Source organism: Streptomyces sp. NPDC058459, assembly GCF_042721685.1.
Classification (GTDB): domain Bacteria; phylum Actinomycetota; class Actinomycetes; order Streptomycetales; family Streptomycetaceae; genus Streptomyces.
Genome location: NZ_JBHXLV010000094.1, coordinates 1 through 24568, shown reverse-complemented (window position 1 = coordinate 24568; position 24568 = coordinate 1). Strand labels below are relative to the sequence as shown.

Annotated in this window: 17 protein-coding genes and 2 pseudogenes; 11 read left to right on the top strand and 8 right to left on the bottom strand. The window is 68.9% G+C overall.

Annotated features, from left to right (window positions below; translation table 11 throughout):
• Window positions 1–503: 503 nt before the first annotated feature.
• Window positions 504–1133, top strand: a complete 630-nt coding sequence (locus tag ACFWN1_RS18830) for a relaxase/mobilization nuclease domain-containing protein (RefSeq protein WP_384363223.1) — start codon at window positions 504–506, stop codon at window positions 1131–1133.
• 89 nt (window positions 1134–1222) lie between these two features.
• Here ACFWN1_RS18830 and ACFWN1_RS18825 read toward each other — a convergent pair whose 3' ends face one another.
• Both ACFWN1_RS18825 and ACFWN1_RS18820 read right to left on the bottom strand, forming a co-directional pair.
• A complete protein-coding gene (locus ACFWN1_RS18825) occupies window positions 1223–1801 on the bottom strand; it encodes a hypothetical protein (protein WP_384363221.1) in 579 nt (192 codons plus the stop codon).
• The gene (locus tag ACFWN1_RS18820; RefSeq protein ID WP_384363220.1) at window positions 1802–2119 is read right to left on the bottom strand and encodes a hypothetical protein; all 318 of its coding nucleotides are present in this window, start codon (window positions 2117–2119) and stop codon (window positions 1802–1804) included. It abuts the gene before it with no gap.
• A gap of 610 nt (window positions 2120–2729) precedes the next feature.
• Here ACFWN1_RS18820 and ACFWN1_RS18815 point away from each other — a divergent pair.
• From ACFWN1_RS18815 to ACFWN1_RS18805, 3 genes and pseudogenes are all read left to right on the top strand, one after another.
• Window positions 2730–4303, top strand: a pseudogene (locus tag ACFWN1_RS18815) (N-6 DNA methylase).
• Between the two features lie 94 nt (window positions 4304–4397).
• The gene (locus ACFWN1_RS18810; protein ID WP_384363218.1) at window positions 4398–5513 is read left to right on the top strand and encodes a hypothetical protein; all 1116 of its coding nucleotides are present in this window, start codon (window positions 4398–4400) and stop codon (window positions 5511–5513) included.
• Window positions 5514–5535: 22 nt separating this feature from the next.
• Complete coding sequence (locus ACFWN1_RS18805; protein ID WP_384363216.1) at window positions 5536–8613, top strand: type I restriction endonuclease subunit R; 3078 nt, start codon at window positions 5536–5538, stop codon at window positions 8611–8613.
• Between the two features lie 110 nt (window positions 8614–8723).
• On the opposite strand, the gene ACFWN1_RS18800 is transcribed toward ACFWN1_RS18805, so the two are convergent.
• The 4 genes from ACFWN1_RS18800 to ACFWN1_RS18785 form a co-directional block, all read right to left on the bottom strand.
• Window positions 8724–10802: an AIPR family protein gene (locus ACFWN1_RS18800; RefSeq protein ID WP_355879655.1), complete on the bottom strand. Its 2079-nt coding sequence runs from the start codon at window positions 10800–10802 to the stop codon at window positions 8724–8726.
• A 200-nt stretch (window positions 10803–11002) separates the two neighbouring features.
• On the bottom strand, window positions 11003–15556 hold the full coding sequence (locus tag ACFWN1_RS18795) for an AAA family ATPase (protein ID WP_384363214.1): 4554 nt from the start codon (window positions 15554–15556) through the stop codon (window positions 11003–11005).
• Window positions 15553–16584 (bottom strand): endopeptidase, encoded by a 1032-nt coding sequence (locus ACFWN1_RS18790; RefSeq protein ID WP_384363212.1) that lies wholly within the window; start codon window positions 16582–16584, stop codon window positions 15553–15555. Before ACFWN1_RS18790 ends, ACFWN1_RS18795 begins: the two co-directional genes overlap by 4 nt.
• A gap of 57 nt (window positions 16585–16641) precedes the next feature.
• On the bottom strand, window positions 16642–16821 hold the full coding sequence (locus ACFWN1_RS18785) for a helix-turn-helix domain-containing protein (protein WP_384363210.1): 180 nt from the start codon (window positions 16819–16821) through the stop codon (window positions 16642–16644).
• Window positions 16822–17097: 276 nt separating this feature from the next.
• Here ACFWN1_RS18785 and ACFWN1_RS18780 point away from each other — a divergent pair.
• The 3 genes and pseudogenes from ACFWN1_RS18780 to ACFWN1_RS18770 all read left to right on the top strand — a co-directional run.
• Window positions 17098–17238 (top strand): annotated as a pseudogene (locus ACFWN1_RS18780) (peptidase C39 family protein); the annotation flags it as partial.
• Window positions 17239–17332: 94 nt separating this feature from the next.
• Window positions 17333–17989: a TetR/AcrR family transcriptional regulator gene (locus ACFWN1_RS18775; protein WP_384363208.1), complete on the top strand. Its 657-nt coding sequence runs from the start codon at window positions 17333–17335 to the stop codon at window positions 17987–17989.
• A gap of 218 nt (window positions 17990–18207) precedes the next feature.
• Window positions 18208–19380: an acyl-CoA dehydrogenase family protein gene (locus ACFWN1_RS18770; RefSeq protein ID WP_384363206.1), complete on the top strand. Its 1173-nt coding sequence runs from the start codon at window positions 18208–18210 to the stop codon at window positions 19378–19380.
• Here the strand turns inward: ACFWN1_RS18770 and ACFWN1_RS18765 are convergent.
• Both ACFWN1_RS18765 and ACFWN1_RS18760 read right to left on the bottom strand, forming a co-directional pair.
• Window positions 19343–19576: a hypothetical protein gene (locus ACFWN1_RS18765; RefSeq protein WP_384363204.1), complete on the bottom strand. Its 234-nt coding sequence runs from the start codon at window positions 19574–19576 to the stop codon at window positions 19343–19345. The two genes, ACFWN1_RS18770 and ACFWN1_RS18765, sit on opposite strands and share 38 nt — an antisense overlap.
• A gap of 175 nt (window positions 19577–19751) precedes the next feature.
• On the bottom strand, window positions 19752–20195 hold the full coding sequence (locus ACFWN1_RS18760) for a hypothetical protein (RefSeq protein WP_384363202.1): 444 nt from the start codon (window positions 20193–20195) through the stop codon (window positions 19752–19754).
• A gap of 235 nt (window positions 20196–20430) precedes the next feature.
• Between ACFWN1_RS18760 and ACFWN1_RS18755 the strand changes: the two genes are divergently transcribed.
• The 4 genes from ACFWN1_RS18755 to fxsA all read left to right on the top strand — a co-directional run bounded on the left by ACFWN1_RS18755 (window position 20431) and on the right by fxsA (window position 24505).
• Window positions 20431–20874, top strand: a complete 444-nt coding sequence (locus tag ACFWN1_RS18755) for an Lrp/AsnC family transcriptional regulator (protein WP_384363200.1) — start codon at window positions 20431–20433, stop codon at window positions 20872–20874.
• Window positions 20875–20933: 59 nt separating this feature from the next.
• The gene (locus ACFWN1_RS18750) at window positions 20934–22538 is read left to right on the top strand and encodes an amidohydrolase (RefSeq protein WP_384363198.1); all 1605 of its coding nucleotides are present in this window, start codon (window positions 20934–20936) and stop codon (window positions 22536–22538) included.
• A gap of 545 nt (window positions 22539–23083) precedes the next feature.
• Window positions 23084–23923, top strand: coding sequence for a polyprenol monophosphomannose synthase (locus tag ACFWN1_RS18745; RefSeq protein ID WP_384363196.1), 840 nt, complete (start codon window positions 23084–23086; stop codon window positions 23921–23923).
• 24 nt (window positions 23924–23947) lie between these two features.
• Window positions 23948–24505 carry an FxsA family membrane protein gene (gene fxsA / locus ACFWN1_RS18740; protein ID WP_384363194.1) on the top strand — a complete coding sequence of 186 codons (558 nt, stop codon included), beginning with the start codon at window positions 23948–23950 and terminating at the stop codon, window positions 24503–24505.
• Window positions 24506–24568 lie beyond the last annotated feature (63 nt).

Here is a 24568-nt window from a genome sequence, read left to right as displayed (position 1 = left end):
CCCTGGTCCCCGAGCGAGGGCGCACGGGGACCAGCCGGGCAACCGGCACCAGGGGGCGCCGGTCACCGGGGGAGAAGCCGACCACGACGACCACCGCGAGTAGCCGAGCCCGAGCACGCCCGCCTTCCCCGACCGCACACCGCGTCGCCGTACCTGCAGCCCCAGCGAGCGCGCCCGCAAGACGACCACTCGCCTCTCCGACGACGAGAAAGCCGAGATCGCCGCCGCCACGCAGCGCGGCGTCACCGTCGCCCGCTTCCTCGCCGCCGCCCGCGGTTCGACCACCCTGCACACCAACGAACGACTCGACACGGCCATCGACGAACTCGCCGCCCTGCGCACCGCGCTGGCCCGATCGGCAACAACATCAACCAGATCGCCTACACCTACAACAGCGGCGGACAGCCCCGCCCCGGCGAACTCGACCACGCACTGAGCGTGCTGCTCCGGCTCCTGGCCCGCGTCGACGACGCGGCGAACGCCCTGGTGACCAGGAGGCTGTGATGGTTCCCGACATCGGACGCGGCACCCGCACTCACGGACTCCTCGTCTACCTCTACGGCCCCGGCCGGCGCGAGGAGCACACCGACGTGCACCTCGTCGGCTCCTGGGACGGCTTCGCCCCCGACCCTGGCCGCGACACCGACCCGCAGGTCACCCTCGCCCGCCTCACCGCCGCCCTCGACCTCCGGGTCGAGCAGGCCGGCGACCGCACGCCCGCCCAGCACGTCTGGCACTGCTCGGTCCGAACCGCCCCCGGCGACCGGCAGCTCTCCGACGAAGAGTGGAACGCCGTCGCCCAGTACATCGTCCACGCCACCAGCATCGCCCCGGACGGTGATCCCGATGGCTGCCGGTGGATCGCCGTCCGCCACGCAGAAGACCACATCCACATCGTCGCCACCCTGGTCCGTGGCGACCTGCGCAACCCTTGCCTCAACTACGACTTCAACAAGGCCCAGACCGTCTGCCGACGCATCGAGGAGGACATGGGCCTGCGCCGCCTCAACGCCGGCGACGGCACCGCAGAGAAGAACCCCACCAGCGCCGAGAAGTTCAAAGCCGAACGCACCGGCCGCCCCGAGACCTCCCGCGAGACGCTTCGCGAAGCCGTCCGCCAGGCCGTCGCGTGAGCGCACGACGAGAAGGAATTCCTCACCCGGCTGCGCGAGGCGGGCCCGCGCGTGAAGACGCGTACCGCCCCGTCCGGTGACGCGCTCGGCTACAACGTGGCCCTGCCCGGCGACCGCAACCGCCACGGCGAGCCGATCTGGTACCCCGGCTCCAAGTTCGCCCCCGGCCTGTCCCTCCCGAAGTCCGCCTCCGGCTCGCCGACGGAACTGCCGAGCGGACAACGCCTTCGGCCGCCGCCGACCGGGCGGACTGGTCCCCGCCCGCCCGAGAACGACGCAGCGCCATCGGCACCGCCGAGCGCGCTGCCGTCCTCCTCGACGGCGACGACGATGAAGCCGCCGCCCAGCTCGTCGGCGTCGGAGAACTCCTGGACGCGGTCGCCCAGACCTCCCCTGCCGCCACCCGAGCCGAGCTGGCTGCCACCGCCCGAGCCTTCGAGCGGGCAACCCGCAGCCACATCCGAGCAGAGCGCGCCGGCACCAGGGCTCTCCGCTCGGCCGCCCGGGGCATCGTCCAGGCCGGCGGCGCGCTCGGCCGGGGCAAGGACGGCGGCACCACCGTCATGCTCGTCTCCACCCTGGTCCTGGTCGCCCTCGCCGCCGCCCGCTGGCACTCCGCTCGCGGCCACGCCCAGCAGGCCCACGCCTACCGCCAGGCCGCCGAGCACCTACGCACCGCCTACCGCCAGGCCGCCGCCACGCCGATGCGAGCGCTCCACAACCAAGGTCGCGCCCTTCCCGAAGCCCAACGCCGGACACACGAGACCACCCTCCGCGCGGCTCTGCCGAAGCAGGGCGTACGAGCAGATGGCACGCCGACGAAGACCGACGCCCTGGTCGCCACCCTCGCCCAGGCCGAGCAGGCAGGCCACGACCCTGAGGCCCTCCTGCAGCAGGCCATCGACATGCGCGAACTCGACACCGCTGCGGACGTCAACGATGTCCTGGTCTGGCGCCCGCGCCGGATCGCCCAGCTTCCCGCCCACCCGGGCGAAGCCCTCCCCGTCGCACGCAGGCCGCCCCCCCCGCCCGACCAAGACCTCGGCCAACCGCACCAGCGAACGGAACGTACCTACAGCGGCGTCGCACCCCGCCGTCGCCGGCCGCGGCCTCTTGCTCATGGCCACCAGGCCAGCTCTCGGCCGCCACCAGCGAAGCACCCGATGGCCGAATCCAGACCACCCCGCTCCTTCTGGGGCAGGTCCTCACCCACTACGGGAGCTCTAGTAGTCCAGCCAACCTCGGCATCTCGCGGCAGGCCGCCCAGCTCAGGGTGCCAGGCGGACGGGCCGAGGTTGAGCGGGTCCCGGACAGAGCAGCTGCCTGGACGCGCGCGGACCATACGGCCCAGACCGGCAGTGGACTGGAGAGACAAGAAGATCGCCAATCGGGGCCGTCCCGCTGCTGGCCGCAGCCCTTGCTTGTCATAGGCGAGCGATATCGTTGGCGAGTCGCTCGCACGGGGTAATACGACGTCGGGGCGGGCGTACCTGACGGGACACGCTCAGCTATGCCGAGCACGCCCCGTCGAGCTACCTGCAGCAACATACGGCCTTCGGGCCGCCGCCCTTTGACGAGCAAGGACACCCCCGACTGATGGCAGTGACCCAGCTGGAGATCGAGAGTCGGCTGTGGGATGCCGCTGACGAGTTGCGCGTGGCCATGCCCGAAGCGCAGTACTCCTCGGTCGTCTTCCCGCTGATGTTCTGGAAGTACCTGTCGGACACCTGGGAGCACCACCACCAGGAGTTCCTGGCAGAGAACAAGAGCCTGGACAACCTCTCCGCTGAAGAAGCCCACGAGATCGAGTACCGCGACTACCAGTCGTTCGAGATCCCGTTCATCTATCCCGGCACCGTCCAGCAGCGCCGCTCCTCTTGGTCGTCCATCCTCAACACCATTGCCCACCCCGGTCTCGGTCAGCGTGTCCGCACCGCCCTGCAGGCAATCGAGACGGCCAATCCTGCCAAGTTCTCCCGCTTGTTCGGGTCCATGACCTGGACAGCCGAAGAGGTATTGTCAGGGGAGGTATTGGCGGCGGTCATGCTGGCGATGGACCGCACCCCGAAGATGCACGAGGGCAACATGTCCCACGACGTGCTCGGCGGGGCGTACGAGTACCTCCTGAAGCGGTTCTCCGACGGCTCCGGGACCCGCGCCGGCCAGTTTTTCACCCCGCGCGAAGTTGTCGAGCTGATCGTCGAGATCCTCGACCCCAAGGGCTACGAGTCGGTGTACGACCCGACCTGCGGCTCGGGCGGCATGCTCATCGCCTCGGCGAACCTTCTCAAGGCCCACAGCAAGCGGGGCTACACGCTCAAGCTATACGGGCAGGAGGCCGTCCCGGACACCGCAGGTGTGGCTCGCATGAACCTCTTCATGCACAACCTGGACCAGTTCCAGGTTGAGGTGGGCGACACGCTGAAGGACCCCCGGTTCAAGAAGCCAGACGGCTCGGTCGCGCAGTTCGACGTGATCCTGGCCAACCCGCCGTACAGCCTGAAGTGGAAGCCGTGGACCAACGACCCGCGCGCCATCGGCGGTGTCGCGCCGCAGCCGTCGGCAGACTGGGCGTTCGTGCAACACATGATCGCCAGCATGGACCCGAAGAAGGGACGTGCTGGCGTCGTCCTGCCCCACGGCGTTCTCTTCCGTGGCGGCCAGGAAGCGGCCATCCGGCAACGGGTCCTGGACGATGACCTCCTGGAAGCCGTGATCGGTTGCCATCGAACCTCTTCTACTCGACTGCCATCCCCACGGCAATTCTGGTGTTTCGGGCGCGGGAGACCAAGGCCCCAGAACGTCAGGGTGGGGTGCTGTACATCGACGCCTCCAAGAGGTTCACCAAGGCCAAGAACCGCAATGTCCTCACCGCGTCCGACATCGCCGACATGGTGACCGCCTACCACTCCAAGTTCGACGCCAGCGGCCACCTGGTGGACCCCGATGGTTTCGGCGGCCTGACAGCACGCTTCGTGCCCAAGACGGAGATCGTGGCAAACGGCTACGACCTGAACATCGGTAGGTACGTTAAGCAGGCCGCAGCTGAGAGCGAAGACCTTGGCGCCCTCATCGACGCTTACAACCTCGCCCGCGCCGAACGGCAGAAGTCTGAGGCTCGCATGCTCGCAGTGCTCGCCGACGCCGGGATCGCGGGCTTCGATGAGTGACCCGACGAGTATTGGCCACGCTGCCCAGGTACAGGAGGGTTGGGTCCGGGCGCCTCTGGCACGGTTCCTCACGCTAAATGTGGAATCTGTGGACGTGGATCCGGAGCAGAAATATCCAACCGTGGGGGTGCTGAACAGGGGTCGAGGGCTGCTCTACCGCGATCCCGTGGCAGGGAGCGCAACCGCCTATAAGAAGCTCAACCGGATCGGCCCCGGCAGGCTCGTCTACAGTCGACTCAAGGCATTCGAGGGCGCGATCACCGTAACGCCCGACGATCTGCCGGAGTCCTTCGCGTCGCAGGAGTTCCCCACCTTCGCTTTCGCGTCTGACGCCGACCCCGACTTCTTTCGCATCCTCGCCACGACGGAGCGCATGTGGGAAGCCCTTCAGGGGGCCTCCAAGGGGATGGGTGGCAGGCGTGAGCGGGTGAAGCCCGCCGACTTTCTCAACATCGTCCTGGACATTCCGCCACTGCCAGTGCAGAAAAGAATCGTCGAGGCCATCGGCGCGGTCGATGACCAGATCGCCAAACTCAACGAAGAGGCCGAGGCGCTGGACCGAATGTCGATGGCCGTTGCCGGTGACATGCTCTCCGGCGAGTCAATCGTGGCGCTCGGAACTACGCTCGAAGACATTCGAGGAGGCAAGAGTCCCCGGGCAAACAACTGGCCCCCGGGTGCTGACGAGCTTGGCGTGTTGAAGGTCAGCGCGGTCACCCCCTTCCGCTTCCTCCAGGAGGAGTCGAAGAGCCTTCTGCCTGGCACCTTTATGCCTGCGTCCGCGCTTGTTCAACCCGGAGACGTGCTCATCACGCGAGCGAATACACCTTTGCGAGTCGGGGCCGTTACACGAGTACCTGCCAATGTTCGGAAAGGCCTCTACCTCGCTGATAAGACTCTTCGACTCGTGCCGTCGTCGAAACTGGACCCGGATTTCCTCGTGGTGGCTATGGCGCTGAAGGCGGCCCGAAACCACCTTACGAGTTCAGCTACAGGCACCAGTGCGTCCATGGTCAACGTCAGTCAGGATCGCATTCGTGAGACACCAATCCCGCTTCCTGACTTGGAACGGCAGCGGGAGGTGGCCTCCGCCGTACTTTCCGTTCGTGTGAACACCGATGCGGCGCGGGCTGAGGCCGCCCGCCTCCGGAAAGCGCGCTCTGGCCTGCTCGCGGGACTGTTGGACCAGAGCATCACCATTGACGTTTAGTCCGACCAGGGGGGTTTGAGGCATGGCGAAGGGCATTCGGGAACGCGAGTTCCAAAACCAGATGATCCAGTGGTCCCTGCCGATGGGTTGGGGTTATACCGCGGGGCGAGCACTGCCGAGGGAGACCATACAGACGGTGGTCGTCTCCCACCTGCGCGACGCCATCATCAGGCTGAACCCGGGAGTGATCAACGGGTTTGACCTGGACGTAGTGGTCGATGAAGTCGTATCCACGGTCACCGCCGTCGAAGGCGGACTGGTTAGGGCCAACGAGCAGGTGCTGCGTCTGTTGAGAGGGCAGAAGGAGTTTCGGGACAGCGACGGCGTTTGGCACGCTCTGAAGTTGATCGACTTCGAGACGCCTACCGCCAACACGATGGTTGTCTCGGACGAGGTGACCATCAGCGTGCCGGGCAAGACCTCCCGACGGTTCGATCTTGTCTACTGGGTCAACGGTCTGCCCCTGGTCGTGGTCGAGGTGAAGTCCCCGACCGCGAAGTCCGCGTGGGCGGACGCCGCCCGCGAGATCAACGACGTGTACGCCACTGAGTACCCGTGGTTTTTCACGCCCAACGTCTTCGCCATCGCCACGGACGGCCTGAAGCTGCGGTTCGGTGCCGCCGGTGCGCCCACGAACCTGTGGCAACCGTTCCGGTCCACCGACGATGACGAGAGCCTGTCCGGGCACGCCGACGTAAAGCGCTCCGTCGAGTTGCTGATGAACCCCGCCACAGTTCTCGACATGCTCGCCAACTTTGTCCTCTTCGATACCGCCGGGGGAGGGACCGACAAGAAGTACCTCCCTCGCTACCCGCAGATGGAAGCTGCGCACCTGATCCACGAGCGCGTTCTGCAGGGCGGCTCAAAGGGCCTGGTCTGGCACCACCAGGGCTCCGGGAAGACCCTGCTGATGGTGTTCGCCGCCGCGCTGCTCCTGGCCGATACCCGCACCGAATCGCCCACGATCATCCTGCTTTCGGACCGGAATCACCTCGTCCGGCACACCTCAGGGGTGTTCACCTCCGCAATGGGAGACGCGTACTTCCACAAGCCTTCGAACAGCCAAAAGTTGCGCGCCCTGCTGGCCGACGACGTGCGTGGAGTCATCTCCACGACCGTCCACAAGTTCGCCGAGGCTGGCAAGAACCTGTCGGTCCGGAGCAACATCATCGTGCTCGTCGACGAGGCGCACCGCACCCAGTCCTCCGATGAAGAGTCTCTGGCCGGGCAGATGCGCGCAGCGCTGCCCAACGCAAGGTTCTTCGGCATGACTGGCACCCCTATCAGGAACCTCGCCACCGACACCTTCGACCTCTTCGGAGAGGAGGGCGACTCGGGCAGGGTGCTACACCGATACTCGGTGTCCCGATCTCTACTGGACGAGGCGACCGTCCCGGTCATACTGCATCCGCATCCGGTCTCCTTCGAGATGGACGACCAGGCGTTGCAGGCCGAGTTCGACGAGTTCGCTGACGACTTCGACCTTGACGACCCCGACCGCGAGGCCCTGTCCCGGAAGTTTGGACGCCTTACCTCGGTGTTCGCCAACCCCGACCGTATCCACACGGTCTGCCAACACATCGTGGACCACTACCTGGCCGGCGCGTACCGCAACGGCCTCAAGGCGCAGGTCGTCGCTTACAACCGTGAGCTTGCTGTGGCGTACACGGACAAGATCAACGAGTTGCTGGCCGGCTTTGAGGCATCCCAGGTGCTCGGCGAGGTCGGGAAGCATCAGCGGATCACTGCAGAGGTGAACATCTCCGTCTCGGACTCCAAGACTGAAGACGTCGACATGAAGGCGTACCAGCTGTCGGAGGCCGAGGAAGAGGAGCAGAAGCGGCGGTTCCTCAGCCCGGACGACCCTCTGTGCTTCCTAGTGGTGACCGCGAAGCTGATGACCGGGTTCGACGCCCCCAACGAGGGAGTCCTCTACCTGGACAAGCCGCTGAAGGCCCACAACCTGTTCCAGACGATCACTCGCCCGAACCGCACCTGGGTGTCGCCAACCGGTTTCGTGAAGACCTCCGGCGTGGTGGTGGACTACATCAGCCTGGGCACTGAGGTACAGAGGGCCGTCGCCGACCCCACCGCAGCTGAGCCCAGCGAGGGGGGCGGGTTCGTCACCAACTTGTCCGAACTGGTCGCCGAATTCCGACTCGCCTTCGCCCGCATCGAAGACCTCCTCGCGGACGTGGACGGCGTCGACCTGACGGTCCACGGATACCAGTCCGTCCGAGCCATCAACATTTTCCTGGACGCCAACCCCGACGCCGCCGGAGTATTCAGCAAGGACTACCGACTCCTAGGCCGCCTGTACCCGTTCATCAACACCGACAAGCGGGTCGCCAAGTATAGCGACGGCTTCGGACTGTTCGGGTCCGTGTACATGACCTTGTTCAAGAAGTCCTCCGACGAGGAGAGGAAGGAACGGCTGACTGAGTTAGGGCCGATGGTCCTGGAGATCATCAACGCCCACGTGCACTCCTTCTCCGTGGTCGCCTCCCAGGAGGAAACTCTCGTCCTAGATGCCAAGGGCATCACCATCCTCAAGGAGCTGCTGGCGCTCGTCCGCCCCAAGTTTGACAAGAATGACGGCGAGGACACGTCTCCGCCGTCAGCAGCGGAAATCCTGGACCACATCAAGGCTGCCCTCGACAAGGGCGTTGAACCGGGGTCCGCGAAGTACACCGCTCTCGCGGAGCGGATCAAGCAGTTGCGGGACCGGATCATCCAGAATGCCCAGGACGCACTGGACTTCCTATCCGAAGCGCTTCGGGTGGCCCGGGCCATCGTCAATGCTGAGAAACACCCCGACGAAGCCGTCGTAGTGCTGGACGACGACCGCATCGGTGTCCTGTCGCGGATAATCCATGACCACGCACCTGCCGGCCTCACCATCACGGAGCGAAACTTGGCCGAAGAAATCGACCAGGTGGTCACCCACACCCTCGCTCGGGCATGGGACAACGCCGATGCCCGCAACCGAGGCGCCCGCCGCGCTACCGCCGCGGTCTTCCGCCGGTACATGTTGAAGCCGGTGGGGGAGCCGTATGACTCCACCGTCGCCTATATCGAAGCCCATTACCTCGTTGACTGAGGAATACGGGAAGGCCCGGAACGCCCCGAGCGGCCCGGGTCTTCGTAGTCTCGGCTGACAGTTCGGACACGCTCAGCTGGCGTCGTGTCCTGCGAGGTTAGACAGCAAGATCATTCTTCTTCTTCGTCTGCTTCCTGGCGCAACCGGTCGGCGATGTCCACTAGGGAGCCGCGCTGCGGAACGAACCAGCGCCGTGTGCCCTGAAGCGGTTTGCTCTGGTGACCGGCCTCCACGAGCATCTTCTGGGCCAGGCCGGTCGGTGAGTAAGCGAGACCGTCCACCGCCCACACCAGGCAGTTACGGCGATTCCGGGTCCAGGTTGCACGCGCCCGGCGCGGATCCGCCGTGAGCCAGGGGGTGAGTTGTTGCTGTTCGCGGCCGGGGACTGGGCGAAACTCCAGGAGCGTCCCTTCCTCCAGCGCGTTGTTCTCGAAGATCACGGTGACTGCCTTGGCTTTCCGTGCGTGCCCTTCACGCTCGGACGCGCGGTATTCCACTGAGAGGGGCGGAGGCTGGATATCGCCCTGTAGGGTCGCCAGCGCTGAACCGGCGACATCGGAATATCGCCCCGCATTGCGGAAGATGCTGCTCACCTGGCTCTTGGGTCCGTACCCCGTGTCGATCCAGTGGATCAAGGTGGCTACGGCGGCGTCCACGAGTGGGGCGACGCACGCCGGTACCGTTGGCCAATCGGGCTCCGGGATCTCCTGCCAGCCTTGAGGCAGGCGCTGGAAGGTCACGTGAGCGATGAGCAGTCGCCCAAGATCGGCGAGTGTGCCGGCGCGCCCCTCCCACTGCGGGCGCTGTTCGTCGATCTGCCGCTCGACCTCCCGGAGCACCAGGATGGTGCGCCAGGTCTTCACCGCGTCGGTACGGTGCAGCGGAAATAGCCGGTGGTGCTGCTTCTGATCCCAAAGAAGGTCGATGTCCACGTTGGCTTGGAAGGACAGTTCCGGAGAGGCGTGAGCGCAGGCGAGCGCGGTTGCGGCCTCCCTGAGGGTGCAACCGTCGTCCTTGGACTGTGGTGGCTCTTCGCCACGGCGTAGGACATACGTCTTCCGCATACGAAGTAGGAAGTCGTCGCGGAGCTGCTGCTGCACCTTTTCCAGGGCGATGAAGTCTTGGGGCTCTACCCTGTTCTGGGTGTTGGTCGTTCGGGTGACGTCGTGGTCGAAGCCCTCCGGGCAGTCGGTCAAGGAGATGATGCGGACGCCGATCCGTGCGCGTGTGACGACATCCGGGGTTTGCTGGTGTGCCTCGTGGACGGAGGCGACCGTCTGAGCACCGTTGACAATGCTCGCTCCCTCCATTTCCAGGTCCCCCCGAGGGCCCATGATTACTTTGTCGCACAGCACCGTGATTCCGTTGTTGAAGTACCAGAAGTGCTCGGGCTTTTTGCGAAGGGTTTCCACAAGGGTGCGATTGACCGCGGTGACGCCGAGAGGATTGCGGATGTTTCGCTGGAAGAGCCGATGGTGGTTGTCCTCGTACCAGCGGGCGACCTCCGCGCCTCCGATCGTGCCGTGGTATGCCAGGATGGGCTCCTTGATCGGACTGACATCCACGGCCGAGGCTGAGGCCTTCAACTTGATCTGAGGTTCGGCGATTCCGGAGCGCAAGATGCGGATGAAGTCCGGCAATCGAAGGGCGCGCAGGCGCACAGAGTCTTCGTACTCCGTGCAGAACCGGTCGAGCACGTCCTTGGCCTCGGACCCCATTGGCTGGGTCCCCGCCCAGGCCGGCAGCAGGGTGATCTGTACCCGCGGATTGCTGAGCGCCCGTTCCAGATCGGGGATGTGTGGCGTCAACTTAGCGTTGAAACACTGGTAATCCCTGGCGATCAGTAGTTCCAGACCGTTCTTCAGGTCGAGGGCAGCGCTCTTGGAGAAGGTGGCTGTGCCGTCGCTACTCCACTTCGCCTGCACCACCCAGACCTGGGGCTCTTCCGAGGTGAGATCGACCGCCACGGCGTCGATGCCCTGATCGCCGAACGAGTCGATAACGAACTCAGCGCAGCGCTCCAGCGGGTAGCCGGTGAACTCGCGGATCGCCAGAGCAGCCAGGGAACGGGAGAGGAATGAGCTCCGCCGGGTTCGCTCCCCAAACTGAGATAGATCGTCAACGGCGATGACCCCAGTGAACTGCTCATCGAGGGCGTGTTCGAGCTGCTGGGCGTGCAGAGCGGTCACTGTGCTCCTGTCGGCGGCTGGCGTCTGTGTTGGGACGGTGGTGGGGGAACACCCACGCCTCGTCAGCCATTCAGGTTGCTTGCCTAAGAGCTTGCACGTCAAGCGCTTCGCTGCATTGTGTAGCTGCGAAGGGGCCGAGAGTAGCGAACTCCTGCTGAGCGTAACGGCGCTGACTGTGATAATCATCCGCCAGGCTTGGCTCACAACTGGACCGAGACCGCGCCCGCGCCTGCTGGTCCCCCAAAGACGAGCACCGGATCTGCGAGCTCCGGACCACCGTCGGCGGGTACGACGCAGAGCGAGGTCAGGGCAGCGCCGGTGACGACACGCGTCAGCTCCTCGCCCGTGCGAGGGTCCCATACCCGCACCGTGGTGTCTCTTTGGCTCGCTGTGGCGAGGAGAGGTGGTGCGGTGGCGGCGGCCCGGAAGCTCGTGATGGCGGTGACCGGTCCCTCATGGGCGCGCAGTATGGGGAGCGCCTCCTGCTTCGGTGCGTCTGGAGACCATAGCCGGACGGTGCCGTCGGTGCCGCCGGTGGCAAGGAGTACGGTGTCGTCCTCCGCCGTCCAGGTGGTCAGGCAGCCGATGACGCCGATGCGGTGGGGGAGACGTCGTGTGGATGGCTGTCCGGGACCGTAGAACCGTACGGCAACAGCGGCCGAGACAGCCAGCTTCATGCCTTCCCTGCTCGGAAGGGCTGCCAAAGCACGGACGGCGTTTTCTACGTGGATGACGGGCCATGGCTCGCCGGTGGCCAGGTCACGGAAGGTCACCATGCCTGAACTCGTACCGCCGGCCACGAACACCCGGTCAGCGCCATCGGCCCGGAACGTGGTCAGGGCACGTACTCTTGTCTGGGTGCTCACCGGCCTCGGCTCACCCGCCGGGGGCATGCGGAACCAGCCGTTCTCCTGGTCCCAGCGGACGATGTCACCACCGAAGGTGCCCGCGATCACGGATACCGATCCGTCGGGCCACACGTGGCTGGTGACCGCGGTAAGCCCCTGGAGGTCCGGCTCGGCGGGCAGGCGGAGCTGCTGCAGCACTTCCCCGGTGGCGGCTGAGGTGACGTCGAGGGAGTTGCGGGAGGTCGATCTCAGGAGGCGGGTCGCACCTTCCGGTACAGGCAGCGGAGCCAGGATCGACCCGTCACCAGGCTCTTCGGTACGCCGTTCCCGCCGTGATACGGGTGCGGAAGGGTCCCAGACCCGAACGGTGTGATCGTCGGATCCGGAGACCAGCAGCTGGGCTTGTCCGTCCGTGTCCAGGACGGCCAGGCCCTTGACCCTCTTGTCGTGGTCGGCGGCGAACTCGTTTACATGGGACCCGGTTTCCGGATCCCAGAGGCGTACGGGACCACCCCGACTGGGCCCCAGGGCGATCAGCGTTCCCCTGTGGGAATCGCGGTCAGCAGGGAACAGGCAGATGGCCACGGCGGACTCACGGATGGCAGCTGTGGCGTTCTCCTCGCCTGTCCACGCGTCGTAGTTGCGCACGTACCCCGTGGACCGCGAGGCCACCGTCAGCCGGGGTCGGCCGTCAGGGCCCGTGTACAGGGCCAGCGCCGAAACCCCTCGGCCCTGGCCCGCGACCTGGCTGATCGGCGTGAGCGACTCGGCGTCGAGGACTTCGACCGTGCTGCCTTCTCCGCCGATGGCCAGCAGGTTCTGGCCGGTGGGGAGTCGCAGCGTCGCAAGGGCCTTGATGGAGTCGCCCCACATGGTTGCGCGGCCTGTTCGAGACAACACCTGCCGGGCGAGGGGGTCGCAGATCACCAGCCCCTCGGTGGTTCCCAGCGCCAGTCGGGTGCTTCCGCCCGCCGTGGTGTGGACGGACAGGGCGTGCACGGGGGCCGACACGGGGAGGTGGTCGATGTGGCCGCTCTGCGGATCGTAGAGCCACGCGCCGTTTGAGCAGCCGACCGCCAGCAGAGGCTGCTTCCGGTGGCCGGGCAACACGGCCAGCGCGCGTGCGTACTGGCCGCGGCGTACTGGCAGCCCGAAGTCGGTGCCGGTGAGCGGGTCCCACAGGCGAACCTCACCGCCGCTGTCCCCTGCCGCCACGAGGAGAGTGCCGTCGGGCAGGGTGAAGGACACGAGCGAGGAGACCGCTGCCTGGGTACGGCCCAGCAGGTTTCCGGCCACTCGCAGTTCGTTCCACCGCGGGGCGAGACGCAGTTGTGCGGGTGCGGCATCGTGCCCGCTGCGGAGGGCCGCCCCAGGTTCGTCCTCTGCCGCGTCCTGCCCGCCGAACTCGGTGCCGTTGTAGTCGCGGGCCGTGCCGGAAACGGCCAGGGCCAAGCTGTCGGCGCGTGCCGAGTACCGGGCATCGGCGAGGAAGGGCTCGATGCGTGCCCAGGAGGCCAGGTGCAGGGTCCGGGGCGTGGGGGTTGCCGGGAGCCCGAGAGCGCCTCGTACGGCGCCGCTGGTCTCCCAGGGGAGGAAGTGCGGTGGAACGTGGCTGCTGTCGAGGGCCTTGGCGGCTGTGGCATGGGCCACCAGGTGGCGCCGCAGGTAGGGGTGAGGCGCGCGGTGGTGCCCAGTGCGGGGGATCAGCTGCTCGAACGCCGAGACCAGTGTCCGGTGGGTATCCGAGATCTCTTCGTCCGAGAGGCTTCTGTGTCCGTCGGCGTCTGGGTCGCCGAGCAGTGTGTGGGGTGCGTTTCGGAGCGTCTCGCTGATCCGCTCGTGCACTGGTCGGTATACGGTCCGGCCGTCCTCGACCGCGGTGGTGAGGTAGCCGGAGAGGCGGCTGTGCCAGATCTTTCGGATGACGTCGTCCGGGTCGGTGACGGGGGACGGTGACAGGCACTGGACGGCGGTCGGCCAGATGTCGGCCCACGGCAGGCCGGCCCCGAACGCGAACGCGGTGGCGCGCAGGGCGGACATGAGCTGCTCGGCGGCGGAGTGTGTGGCGGCGACCTCGCGGAGGTCTTCCCGCAGGAGGGCTTCGGTGCCCTGGCGCAGGGTCTGGAGCCATTCATGGTCCTGGGGGTCCGGCAGGATGCATCGTGCGCGCAGCCGCTGGGCGGCGATGCGGGCGTCGAGGAAGGAAGGGGTCACCTCCCGGGCTACCGCCTCGGCCAGTGCCTCGTAGCGGTCGAGCGGAGCCGCCACCGGCACCTCCCCGTTCCCCTGTCCCCCGTACGGTGCCTCCAACAGCGCGAGGACGTACGCGGCGATGTCCGGTTCGGCATCGGAACCGTCGGTACGGACTGGGGGGCTCGCCGCGGTGGCCCGGACCAGCAGGTCGAGGAGGTCCGGGGTCGGGGTGCGTGTGATGGGAGCGTCGGCGGCGGTCGATGTACCGGGTCGGGTGCTGCGGATGCCGAGCAGCAGCCGGACGGCAGGGCGTTCGTCCGGCATCCGCAGATCTGCCAAGGGACGCAGCAGGTCGGTGATGGTGCGTGTCGGATTCTTGGCTTCGTCGATGCCGTCGACTACGAAGGTGAGTGGCTCGCCTCGCTGCCGGGCCAGGCTCTGGACCAGGCTCCGCAGCCGGGCGAGGTGCCCGCCCTCGTCGCCGCCCGCCCGGGACGGGGCTGCCTGGCCCGTGGCATCGTCAAGGGCGTCGCAGAGTACCCGAGCGAGCTCGTCCGGGTCGGTGTTGCGGGCGAGGACGGCAGCGTCCACGGAACCTTCCGGGACCTGGAGCTCCTCCGGGATCGCGGTGATCAGCGCACGGTACGCCTCGTCGGCCCGGAAGCGAGCGTCGCTCAGGGTCACGGTGCGGGCGAGGAGGGCGGACTTCCCAGAGCCGGCCAGGCCGGTGACGATCAGTACGCCCTCGGTGCCGGTCAAGAAGGCGAGGACCCGCTTGACCAGCCCGGTGCGGCCGGTGAAGTACCAGCCCGGACTGTCTGGTTCGGAGGTACCGGTAGCGCGGGAGATCCAGAACGTGTCGAGCTGGGCCCGAGTCCATCCGACCTGGCGTGAGGAGGCCTTCAGTACTGGTTCGGACCTCACGTGACCGGGATTGGGGAGGCAGGGACTCAAGTGTTCCTGCGCCTTCTCCGTACTGGCCGAGGGCGTGGGCCAGGCGTACACGAAGTCGGCCATGGTGCTCTGGTCGAACACCTCGCTGACGATGTTCTTCCAGTCCTGCCAGCTGAGATGCGGCTCGGCGAAGCCGTTGCTCTGGTCCTCGCAGTGTGCGCGCACAGCCCGCAGAACGTTGGCGAAGGCGTTCAGCCGAGGCCTGCTCTGGTCGTTCCCGGCGACCAGTACGACCAGCGAGGCGAGGGCGCGGCGCTCCTGCCGCAGGCCTTTCAGCGTGGTCTTGAGTTCGGCCTCCAGCCGGCCTGAGAAGCAGGAATCTACCATCACCAGGAGGTGCGAGGCATGGGAGTCCAGCAACGTGGTGATGATCTCGGCAGTCGGGAACGCAGTGGCGTACGGCCTGTTCTCGTACGTATCAGGCAGTTGCAGGAAGTGCTGGGGGGAGTTCTCTGGGGCCAAGCCGTGCCCGGTGATATAGACGACGAGGGCGTCGTCGTCCTCCGCGCTTCCGAGGTCCTCGTCCAGGAGGAAGGTGCGCAGGTCACGCAGATCGCGCAGCTGCTTGGCTTCGGAGGGCTCAAAACGGCGGGCGTCGTCGAGACCGGGGTGTGCCCACCAGTCCTTCACCGCCGTCACCTGTGCGGTGATCGCCTTGCCGAACGCCTCCTGATCGGCCGCGGTGCCGTCGTCGTACTCCGAGACCGCGATGACGACGAGGCGGCGTGCGGAGGTGTCTTGGGCTGGCGCGCGGGTCACTGCCGGCCGCCCACCACGGCGCGGGCCACCGGCGTAGTGCGGAGATAGCGCAGGGCGGCGTGTGGGTCGCCGATGCCGTTGTCCACCTGGGCTTCGGTGAGTCCCGAGGCAACGGCGGACAGTCCCGCGCCCCCGGTGATGAAGTCGTTGGGGTCGAAGACATTGACCCACCTGATGTGCGAGTCGAGCTGCAGCGGCGTGCCGTCGGTGATTCCCATGAGCCGCCGCACGGCGGGGATGCCCAGAGGCGAACCGCAGGTCACCAGTGTGTGTATGGCGGGGCCGGGCGTGCCCGCAGCACCGACCTCCTGGTGGCGAAGCAGGTCGTAGGCGATGACGCTGCCGAGTGAGTGCCCTATGACCACGGTGGTGTTCAGATCGAACTCGTCACGGACGAACGCCCGGACCTCGGTAGCCAGGTCCGGCTTCGTGAGGTAGTAGCGCACCTCCCGCATGCGCCGGACGAGGAACCGCCCGCCGCCGCCCTGGAAACGGCGGTCGTAGGCCATCGCCAGCCGGGTCAGGCGAGGCGACCACATCTTGGGAGGGCCCAGAATGGTCACGGGCTGAGTCTCGGCGAAGGCTACGTCCTCGGGCCGCACAAGGTCGGCGAAGACCTCGGCAAGGAACTCCTCTTCCGCCGGTTCCATCGGCACGGACTCATCGAAGAGGTCGTCCTCGGGACCGAGGCGGTCCGTTCCCTTCGCCAGGAGCGCCGTCCAGTGCGGCACTTCCAGCGACGTTGCGCAGGCCACTCCGTCAGGCAGCGAGTCGATGCCTCGCCGGAGCGCCCGGCGCCAGTCGAGGATCAGCCGTTGGCGGGAAGTCTTCGACTGCCTGATTCCATGCACACCGACGACCCGTACTATCTGCATGCCGTACCCGCCCCGCTCCGTCGTGCCTACCTTCTTGCCGCGGATGTGCTTTCGCGCCTTCCCGGGCTGAACGTCATTGTGCTGCATGCGCTGCGCACGCAGGGCCGCTTCACGTGTCGGACGATGCTGGTCTTGCGTCGCGCTGTTCAGCACCTACGGCGTCAGCGCTCGATGGTGTTCGCCGCGAGCCGTCTCCTTATGCGCTGACGCTCATGCAATCATTCGGCATCGCTCTTCCAGCCATTGCCGAATCTCGGCCGGAGAGAATCGAAGCTGCTGGCCTACGCGGAAGCTTGGCACTTCTTCCTTGAGATGGTTGTCGTACACCCAAGAAGCCGGCTTCCCGAGATAGGCGGCAAGCGCCTTGACGTCCCACATCGGCTCACTCACAAACTATTCCTCTACGCTTGCTTCAGCTGCTCGCGAGGACGGTAGTGAGGAAAGACGGCCGCACCAAGCGGGCGGGGGTCTGCCGGGGGCCGAGGGGTGCGGAGTCAGCACCGAACCAGCACGACGCACCCGAACGGACAGGAACGGACGCCAGCGGAAGTCAGCACCAGGTCAGCACCAGCGCGTTCGCGCTCGATGTGTCTCACGCGGTCCGAGCCCATGACCTGCATGTTTGTGCAGGGGGGCGCCGCGTGGTAAGTGGCGCCCTCCCATTTGGAGAACATCTGGCTCCGCACCAAGCGGTACGACGCGGAGGGCAAGGTCCGGAGCGGTACGGGCGGCGTCTGTTACCTGTACTTCCCGGCCCGCCCGACCCCGCGCCGGCTCCGCGCGCTCGCGGCGGTGGGCGTGCGCTGACCCGTACGGGGGGACGGGCGGGCTCCGGCCCGGCCGTCCCTCTGCCATACTGCGCGGGTCCCGCTGAACGTCGATACCTGGGTCGAAATTGAGTGTGCGTCAGCAGCAACCCGGCTCCCCTCCCGTGCGGCCGCGCGGTGCCGATCGTTCCGCGGTCCGACGGGCCGAGCTCATCGCCATCGGGCGCGCGCTGTTCGCGGACACCTCCTACGACGCGCTGTCCATGGACGACATCGCCCGGCATGCCCATGTCGCCAAGGGGCTGATCTACTACTACTTCCAGTCCAAGCGCGGCTACTACCTGGCGATCGTCCAGGACTCGGTGGCCGAGCTGGTCGCCTTCGCCGCCAGCGGTGCCGAGCTGCCCGCCGTGGACCGCCTCCAGCGCACCCTCGACGGCTACCTCCGCTTCGCGGAGAACCACCAGGCCGCCTACCGCACCATCGTCAGCGGCGGCGTCGGCTTCGACGCCGAGGTGCACGCCATCCGGGACGGGGTGCGCGAGGCCATCGTGGCCACCATCGCCGACGGCGCGTACGGCAGGACCGACATCGGCCCGCTGGCCCGTACCGGACTGTTCTCCTGGGTGTGCGGCGTCGAGGGCACCACGCTCGACTGGATCGGGCGCCCCGAGCTGACCCGGGCCGCCGTGCGCGAGCTGCTGGTCAAGACGCTCGGCGGCACCCTGCGCGCCATCGAGGAACTGGACCCCTCCTGCCCGGCCCCGCCGCCGGCCCGGCGCGACGGCTGAGCGGGCCCCCGGAACCGCCCCGGCTGGATTCTTGGGGTAAGCGGTCGTTAACTGGTGACGGGAGGTCCCCGATCGGGCATACTCACGGCACAAGCCGCTGGTCAGCCGCCTCCGAGACCCGGAAGCGGGCCCGTGGCGCAACCGGAGCGATCGCGCGGAGCCGCCCCACCCAAGGCGCACATCCGCCGATGTGCCCGCACAGGGAGGAGTCCGACGCCATGTCCGACCGCGAAACGCAGCCGGTGGAGCGTCAACTGCCCACGGACGAGGCGAGGGATCTGCTCGCCCTGGTCCGGGACATCGCACGGCGCGAGATCGCGCCGAAGGCGGCCGAGGAGGAGGCCGCGGGACGCTTCCCCCGCGAGGTCTTCACCCTGCTCTCGGAAGCCGGCCTGCTGGGCCTGCCCTACGACCCCGAGCACGGCGGCGGCGAGCAGCCCTACGAGGTCTACCTCCAGGTGCTGGAGGAGCTGGCCGCGGCCCGGCTCACCGTCGGCCTCGGCGTCAGCGTGCACACCCTCGCCTCGTACGCGCTCGCCACCCACGGCACCAAGCAGCAGCAGGTCGAGCACCTGCCCGCCATGCTCGGCGGCGGCCTGCTCGGCGCCTACTGCCTCTCCGAGGCGTCCTCCGGCTCCGACGCCGCCTCCCTGCGCACCAGGGCCGTCCGGGACGGCGACGGCTGGGTGCTGAGCGGCACCAAGGCGTGGATCACCCATGGCGGCATCGCCGACTTCTACACCGTGATGGCCCGCACCGGCGCGGACGGTGCGCGCGGCATCACCGCGTTCCTGGTGCCCGGCGACGCCGAGGGCCTGAGCGCGGCGGTGCCGGAGCAGAAGATGGGCCTCAAGGGCAGCCCCACCGCCCAGATTCACCTGGACGGCGTACGCGTCCCGGACGAGCGCCGCATCGGCGAGGAGGGCCAGGGCTTCGGTATCGCCCTGTCCGCCCTCGACTCGGGCCGGCTCGGCATAGCCGCCTGCGCCATCGGTGTCGCCCAGGCCGCCCTGGACCAGGCGGTGTCCTACGCCTCGGAGCGCCGGCAGTTCGGGCACCCCATCGCGGACTTCCAGGGACTGCGCTTCATGCTCGCCGACATGGCCACCCAGATCGAGGCCGGCCGGGCGCTCTACCTGGCCGCGGCCCGGCTGAAGGACGCGGGCCGGCCGTTCGCCAAGCAGGCGGCCATGGCCAAGCTGCACTGCACCGACACCGCGATGCGGGTCACCGTCGACGCGGTACAGATCCTCGGCGGGTACGGCTACACCGCCGACTTCCCGGCCGAGCGCTACATGCGCGAGGCCAAGGTGCTCCAGATAGTCGAGGGCACGAACCAGATCCAGCGGATGGTCATCGCTCGTCATCTGGCGGGGCCGGAGAGTCGCTGAACTGCCCCCTGCGCACGGTCGGGGCCGCCAGCTCGGCCCACTCCGGGTCATGGCACCCCGGCAGTGTGCGGCCCCGGTCGGCCCAGAGCCGCAGCAGCTCGGTGTAGATGGGCGGGTCCGGCGGCGGAGCCGAGTCCGCCGGCCGGGGCACGTAGACGCGGCGCTGACGCCCGGTGGCCGTCTGGGTGACCGTCATGCCTGGCCAACGCGAGCGCGGCGGGACAGGTCACCGGCGGCCGGAATCGAGCGTGAGTTCAGCGCCGTCCACACCCCGGCCGGAGCGCGGCGGCCGGAACGCGCAGACCCCGCATCGCCGGGCGCGAGGCGCCCTGATGCGGGGGTCACCGGTACGGTCGCGAGCCCCGGAGGGCTCAGGCGGCGGCCTTGCCGCGCATGAACGGCATCCGCAGCGGGTGCGAGCCCGGACCGCCCACGTGCGAGAAGGGCTGCGTCCGCCAGTCGAGGCCCTGGGGGAGCGTCAGCAGCAGGGCGGTGTCCTGCTCCTGCGGCGTGCAGGACTGGTCGGCCGGGCGGGCGTCGGCCGCGGCGCGGCCCGTACCGGCGCAGGCGGTCAGCCCGAACGGGTTCCACGGCGACGCGCACAGCGCGTGCTCCGGCAGGGACTCCTCGTCCGCCAGCAGCGCGATGGCCTGCGCGCAGTCCGGGCAGATCACCCGGTACATCTCGAAGGTGTCGTAGTCGGCGTCGAGGCCGTACGCGTCGCCGGTGTCGGGTTCGACGCCCTCCGGCTCGGGCTCGACCACGGACCGCTGCCGCCTGGCGACGGAGCGAACGGGGCGCTTGACACTCTGCATGGGATTCTCCCCCTAAGGCTGGGCCGTGAAGGCACTGCGGCCTCGACCACAGCAAGCACTTCCCGCAGGTTCTCGGCGGTAATCGTGAGAACCTCACGGAGCGCGTTCAAGTGGTGTGGCGTTCGTCACATACCAAGGGCGGATATCCACCCAAGTGCCGCGAGCCGCGCCACCGGAGATCGCGGAAGTTCTCCCGCGCGCACGCGCGCGGGAGCGCACGGTAGGTTCTGGCGGCATGGAGGAGCTGGATCGTCAGATCGTGCAGCTGCTCGTCAAGGACGGGCGGATGAGCTACACGGACCTGGGCAGGGCCACGGGTCTGTCCACGTCAGCCGTGCACCAGCGGGTGCGCCGGCTCGAACAGCGGGGTGTCATCCGCGGCTACGCCGCCGTCGTGGACCCCGAGGCCGTCGGGCTGCCGATGACCGCGTTCATCTCCGTCAAACCGTTCGACCCCAGCGCCCCCGACGACATCGCCGACCGGCTGGCGGTCGTCCCCGAGATCGAGGCGTGCCACAGCGTCGCCGGGGACGAGAACTACATCCTCAAGGTGCGGGTGGCCACCCCGCACGAACTGGAGGAACTCCTCGCCCGGCTGCGCTCGCTGGCCGGGGTCTCCACCCGGACCACGGTCGTGCTGTCCACGCCGTACGAGGCACGCCCGCCGAAGATCTCCTGAGCCCCCCTTTCGCGCGCCCCGGTTCCGGACGCGCCGGTGGTACGGGAGAGACTGGGGGCATGAGCGAGCAGCCCGCCGGCCCCCACACCGTCCTCCTGCGCCGAGGAGAGGTCCACAGCCCCGCCGACCCCTTCGCCACCGCGATGGTGGTGGAGCGCGGCCAGGTCGCCTGGGTGGGCTCGGAGGGCGCCGCCGACGCCTTCGCCGACGGGGTGGACGAGGTGATCGACCTCGACGGCGCCCTCGTCACCCCCGCCTTCACCGACGCCCATGTGCACACCACCGCCACCGGGCTCGCCCTGACCGGGCTCGACCTGTCCGGCGCGCCGACGCTGGAGGCGGCCCTCGGCCTCGTCCGGGACTTCGCCGCCGCCCGCCCCGCCGACCGCGTCCTGCTGGGCCACGGCTGGGACTCCGCCCGCTGGCCCGGCGGCCGCCCGCCGGCGCGCGCCGAGCTGGACGCCGCCACCGGGGGCCGCCCGCTCTACCTCTCCCGCGCCGACGTCCACTCGGCCGTCGTCAGCACCGCCCTGCTGGACCTGGTCCCGGCCGGGGTGAGCCGCGCCGACGCCCCGCTCACCGCCGACGACCACCACGCCGTCCGCGAGGCCGCCCTCGGCGCGCTCTCCCCGGCCCAGCGGGACCAGGCCCAGCGCACCGCGCTCGCCCACGCGGCCTCTCTCGGCATCGGCTCGGTGCACGAGTGCGGCGGCCCGCAGATCTCCTCGGAGGACGACTTCACCGGCCTGCTGAAGCTGGCCGCCGGGCTGCCCGGTCCCCGTGTCGTCGGCTACTGGGCCGAGCTGGACGTCGACAAGGCCCGCGAACTGGGCGCGGCGGGCGCGGCCGGCGACCTCTTCGTGGACGGCGCCCTCGGCTCCCACACCGCCTGCCTGCACCAGCCGTACGCCGACGCCCCGCACACCGGCACCGGCTACCTGGACGCCGGCGCGGTCGCCGAACACGTCGTCGCCTGCACCGAGGCCGGGCTCCAGGCGGGCTTCCACGCCATCGGCGACGCCGCCGTCACCGCCGTGGTCGAGGGTGTGCGCGCCGCCGCCGAGAAGCTCGGCCCCGCCCCTGTCCGGGCCGCCCGGCACCGGGTCGAGCACGCCGAGATGCTCACCCCCGACACCATCGCCGCCTTCGCCGAGCTGGGCCTGATCGCCTCCGTGCAGCCCGCCTTCGACGCCGTCTGGGGCGGCGAGGACGGCATGTACGCCCGCCGCCTCGGCGTCGAGCGGGCCCGCACCCTCAACCCGTACGCGGCCCTGCTGCGCGCCGGGGTGCCGCTCGCCTTCGGCTCCGACAGCCCGGTCACCCCCCTTGATCCCTGGGGCACCGTCCGCGCCGCCGCCTTCCACCGCACACCGGAGCACCGGGTCTCTGTGCGGGCCGCGTTCACCGCGCACACCCGAGGCGGCTGGCGCGCTGTCGGCCGGGACGACGCGGGCGTCCTGGTGCCGGGCGCGCCCGCCGACTACGCGGTCTGGCACACCGGGGACCTGATCGTGCAGGCCCCCGACGACCGGGTGGCCCGCTGGTCCACCGACCCGCGCTCCGGCACCCCGGGCCTCCCCGACCTCACCCCCGGCACCGGGCTCCCGGTCTGCCTGCGGACGGTGGTCGGGGGACGGACGGTGTTCGTACGGCCGGGCGAGTGATCTCCCGCCCCGCCGCCCCGCCGTACGGGTGACCCCGCCGGAGGCGTCCGACCTGCGCATCCCCGTCGTTTGCGCGCGCTGCCCGGTGTACCCGCAGTTCAGGGGGCTGTTGACAGCCGACGGCGGCGGGCCGGTAGGTTCGGCCGCGTCCACCAACGGACGTTCGACCGGGGAGTGTTCGCACACTCGTCGCAGCGCCACTGGGTCAGGACGGTGTGCCGTACCGGGGCACCGTCGACGGCAGCCAGGCGCAGTGCTCGTGCCGACGAGGGAGCGCTCCGGCCGGTCGGCAAGGTGTGACCCGGATGGGGCCCGCGCGCTCAGTAGACAACGGCTCTCGGGCGACCCGCAGCCAGCGGGTCCCAGGCCGGCCCGAAGGGCGGCGCGGGCCCCCATCCGCCGCGGGAAGGCCGCCGAAGAGGCGCCGGAAAGCGCGCTCCTACCCCGATCGACGGTGTCCGACACCGCCCGAGGCCCGTGCCGCGCCGTCGGCGCAGGCCGTGGCCACTATGGTGGACGCCTGCGCACGACATGAAGGGGCAGCAGTGAACGACGGCGACGGGACCCTCACGGCCAAGGCCGGAGGGCGGCAGTTCGGTCCGCTCGGCACGGCCTTGGTGATCATTCCGACCTACAACGAGGCGGAGAACATCAAGGCCATCGTGGGCCGGGTACGCAAGGCCGTCCCCGAGGCGCACGTCCTCGTGGCGGACGACAACAGCCCGGACGGCACCGGCAAGCTGGCCGATGAGCTGGCCGTCGCGGACGACCGTGTCCAGGTGCTGCACCGCAAGGGCAAGGAGGGCCTGGGCGCCGCCTACCTGGCCGGCTTCCGCTGGGGCCTGGAGCACGGCTACGGCGTGCTGGTCGAGATGGACGCCGACGGCTCCCACCAGCCCGAGGAACTGCCCCGCCTGCTGACCGCCCTCAAGGGCGCCGACCTGGTGCTCGGTTCGCGCTGGGTGCCCGGCGGCCGGGTGGTGAACTGGCCAAGGTCCCGCGAGGTCATCTCCCGGGGCGGCAGCCTCTACTCCCGTGTCGCGCTCGACCTGCCGCTGCGTGACATCACCGGCGGCTACCGGGCCTTCCGCGCCGAGACGCTCCAGGGGCTCGGTCTGGAGGAGGTCGCCTCCCAGGGCTACTGCTTCCAGGTCGACCTGGCCCGCCGCGCGGTGAAGGCCGGGTACCACGTGGTGGAGGTGCCGATCACTTTCGTGGAGCGCGAGTTCGGTGACTCCAAGATGAGCCGGGACATCCTCGTGGAGGCTCTGTGGCGGGTCACCGCGTGGGGCGTGGGCGACCGCGTCGGCAGGATCAGGGGCAAGGGCAGGCAGCGCGGTACCGGCCCGGCCGGACTGGACGATCCACCCCTCGCGCGGCGCTGAGCCGGGTCCAGGCACACTGGAAGCATGACGACTGGCGCACCCACCCCTCCGCGGACCGGCCGGCCCAGGCGCTCGGGGTCCCGCACGTATCTGCCGCTGGGCATCGCCGCGTGGCTGGTGCTGGAGATCTGGCTGCTCGTCCTGGTCGCGGACGCGGCCGGGGGCCTCGCCGTGTTCCTCATCCTGGCCGCGGGCTTCGCCGCGGGCGGGTTCGTGGTGAAACGGGCCGGCCGGCGTGCCTTCCGGAATCTGGACGTGGCGCTGCGCCGCGGCACCGCGCCCTCCTCCGGCGGTGGCGGCAACGGCCTGCTGATGCTCGCCGGGCTCCTGCTGATGCTCCCCGGCATGCTCTCCGACGTGGCCGGCCTGCTCCTGCTGCTGCCCCCGGTGCGGCACCTGGTACGCCGCCGCACCGAGGGCCTGGTGAACCGCGGGCTGCGCGGTGCCGCACCCGGTTCCCTCGGCGAGGCCTTCCAGCAGACCCGCATCCACCGGCCGGACGGCAAGATCGTGCGGGGCGAGGTCGTCCGCGAACGGCACGACGGCCCCACCGACGAGCCCAGGCCGCCGCTGAACCGCTGAGCGGACCCGCACAGCACAGCACAGCACACAACCGCGGGCGCCGTACATCGTGTGGATGTACGG

Bases quoted from the DNA above. Each gene is read 5' to 3' on its own strand.
- ACFWN1_RS18830 (WP_384363223.1), top strand. From the start codon at position 504: ATGGTTCCCGACATCGGACGCGGCACCCGCACTCACGGACTCCTCGTC.
- ACFWN1_RS18805 (WP_384363216.1), top strand. From the start codon at position 5,536: ATGGCGAAGGGCATTCGGGAACGCGAGTTCCAAAACCAGATGATCCAG.
- ACFWN1_RS18770 (WP_384363206.1), top strand. From the start codon at position 18,208: ATGTCCGACCGCGAAACGCAGCCGGTGGAGCGTCAACTGCCCACGGAC.
- ACFWN1_RS18765 (WP_384363204.1), bottom strand. From the start codon at position 19,576: ATGACGGTCACCCAGACGGCCACCGGGCGTCAGCGCCGCGTCTACGTG.
- ACFWN1_RS18760 (WP_384363202.1), bottom strand. From the start codon at position 20,195: ATGCAGAGTGTCAAGCGCCCCGTTCGCTCCGTCGCCAGGCGGCAGCGG.
- ACFWN1_RS18755 (WP_384363200.1), top strand. From the start codon at position 20,431: ATGGAGGAGCTGGATCGTCAGATCGTGCAGCTGCTCGTCAAGGACGGG.
- ACFWN1_RS18750 (WP_384363198.1), top strand. From the start codon at position 20,934: ATGAGCGAGCAGCCCGCCGGCCCCCACACCGTCCTCCTGCGCCGAGGA.
- fxsA (WP_384363194.1), top strand. From the start codon at position 23,948: ATGACGACTGGCGCACCCACCCCTCCGCGGACCGGCCGGCCCAGGCGC.